At 62.5% G+C, this 2,062-nt stretch carries 1 protein-coding gene; it reads right to left on the bottom strand.

What is annotated here, in order from left to right; genetic code table 11:
- Positions 1-319: 319 nt before the first annotated feature.
- A complete protein-coding gene (gene ssuD / locus ABNU97_RS17705; RefSeq protein WP_348767982.1) occupies positions 320-1,489 on the bottom strand; it encodes an FMNH2-dependent alkanesulfonate monooxygenase in 1,170 nt (389 codons plus the stop codon).
- Positions 1,490-2,062 lie beyond the last annotated feature (573 nt).

Below are 2,062 nucleotides of genomic sequence, written 5' to 3'. Positions count from 1 at the left end.
AGCGGAAAAGACAGCCGGATGTTTGAGCGAAGCGAGTTTCCGGCTGGCCCGCTTGACGCCGGAGCCGCGCAGGGAACCGATGCGAAGCATCGGCGCAAGACAGGGTGCCCTTTTCTTGGTTACTTCTCTTGGGCAAGCAAGAGAAGTAACTCGCACATCAGTGCGAAACCCCAGGCCGCAATTTACTCGCGTCGTTGATTCAGCCCGCGAGCATTGGGCCAGTACGCCTAGTCAGCCCCAAAACGCCCAGAGCGCATTCGAGTAACCCTGTCAGCACGCCAGTGTGATAACGCAAACATGAGACCTGCTTTATAAAACATCAGCTCGCACTGGCGGCCGAGGGCCGCACATCGTTGCCAATGGTTTCGCCGAACGGACCGGTATTGGCGGCCTGGGCATGACGCTCGACGGGTTGGTCGAGCGGTAGCAGCGGTAAAACCATTTCGCCGAAGCGCCAGGCTTCTTCGAGGTGCGGGTAGCCGGACATGATGAACGTGTCGACGCCCGCGGCCTGGTACTCACGCATGCGTTCGGCCACGGTTTCCGGGCTGCCGACAAGGGCCGTGCCTGCCCCGCCGCGTACCAAACCGACGCCGGCCCAGAGGTTGGGGCTGATTTCGAGCTTGTCGCGGCGCCCGCCATGCAGTTTGGACATGCGCGCCTGGCCGACCGAGTCCATACGGGCGAAGACCTTCTGCGCCGAGGCAATGGTTTCGTCGTCGAGGTGCGAGATGAGTTTGTCGGCAGCGGCCCAGGCTTCGGCGTCGGTTTCGCGCACGATAGCATGCAGACGAATACCGAAGGTCACGTCGCGCCCGGCTTTCGCTGCGGCCGCACGCACGGTGGCGATCTTTTCAGCGACCTGGGCCGGCGGCTCGCCCCAGGTGAGATATTTGTCGACGGTATTGGCAGCCACCTCGATCGCCGGTTCCGACGAGCCACCGAAATACAACGGCGGCCCGCCGGACTGCACCGGTTCGAACAGCAGGCGGCCATCTTCGATGCGCAGGTGCTTGCCGCTGTGATTGACCGTTTCGCCTTTGAGTAGACGCTGGTAGACGTCGAGAAACTCGCGGGTGACTTCGTAGCGCTCGCCGTGATCCAGAAAGATACCGTCGCCGGCGTTTTCTACCGGGTCGCCGCCGGTGACCACGTTGATCAACAGCCGCCCGTTCGACAGCCGATCCAACGTGGCGGTCATGCGGGCGGCCACGCTTGGCGACTGCAGCCCGGGGCGTACCGCCACCAGAAAACGCAGCCGCTCGGTCAGCGGCGCCAATGCAGACGCCACCACCCAGGAATCCTCGCAGCTGCGACCGGTCGGCAGCAGCACGCCGTAATAGCCGAGCTGGTCGGCCGACTGGGCAATCTGGCGCAGATAGGCCAGATCAACCGGCCGGCCGCCGTGGCTGGTGCCCAGATAGCGGCCGTCGCCGTGGGTAGGCAGAAACCAGAGAACTTTCAATGCGCCGGTATTCTGATCAGTCATGTTGCACTCCTGACAATGGCTAGTGTCCACCGCCGTGCGGTAACGACGCAGTTCGTGCTGCGCTTGGCTTTACGATGGCGCCAAGCTAGCAGCGCTTTTCGCGCTGGCTAAATCAGAAAACGTGCATTACTTATTCGGGGTTTCAGGCGTTCCATTCGTCCCGCCTGTGCGTGCCGGGAGCAATCGCTGTCCGTACGCTGCTGCAAAAGAAGGCACGCAAGGTAAGAGGTCCCCAGGTTGCGCGTCGGCGCGGCGTGCCGGACCACTGCCCATGCGATAACAAGTTCTCGTGCGAAAAGGTGTAGCCAGCACTCGAATCGCTTTGGCAATGCTCCAGAATGCCGGCCGCGCCGAAGCCGTGCGCCGGACACCCTTCGGCACTGCGCTTCTCGTTCGCGCCCCACGGGCACGCCTATCGACGGCTGACCCGTAGGAATGCGTCGATACAGCTATGAACTTGAGACAGGGGGCTATGGCTGCGTTCATGTCGGCTTACGCTCCGCTAAGCCCACCTACGAAGGACGTGCCTTGAGCGAGCGATAGCGAGCTTGCCTGTATTGAGGCCCTTGGGCG

This window comes from uncultured Salinisphaera sp. (assembly GCF_964012375.1).
Classification (GTDB): domain Bacteria; phylum Pseudomonadota; class Gammaproteobacteria; order Nevskiales; family Salinisphaeraceae; genus Salinisphaera.
This window is presented reverse-complemented; position numbering and strand designations above follow the sequence as displayed.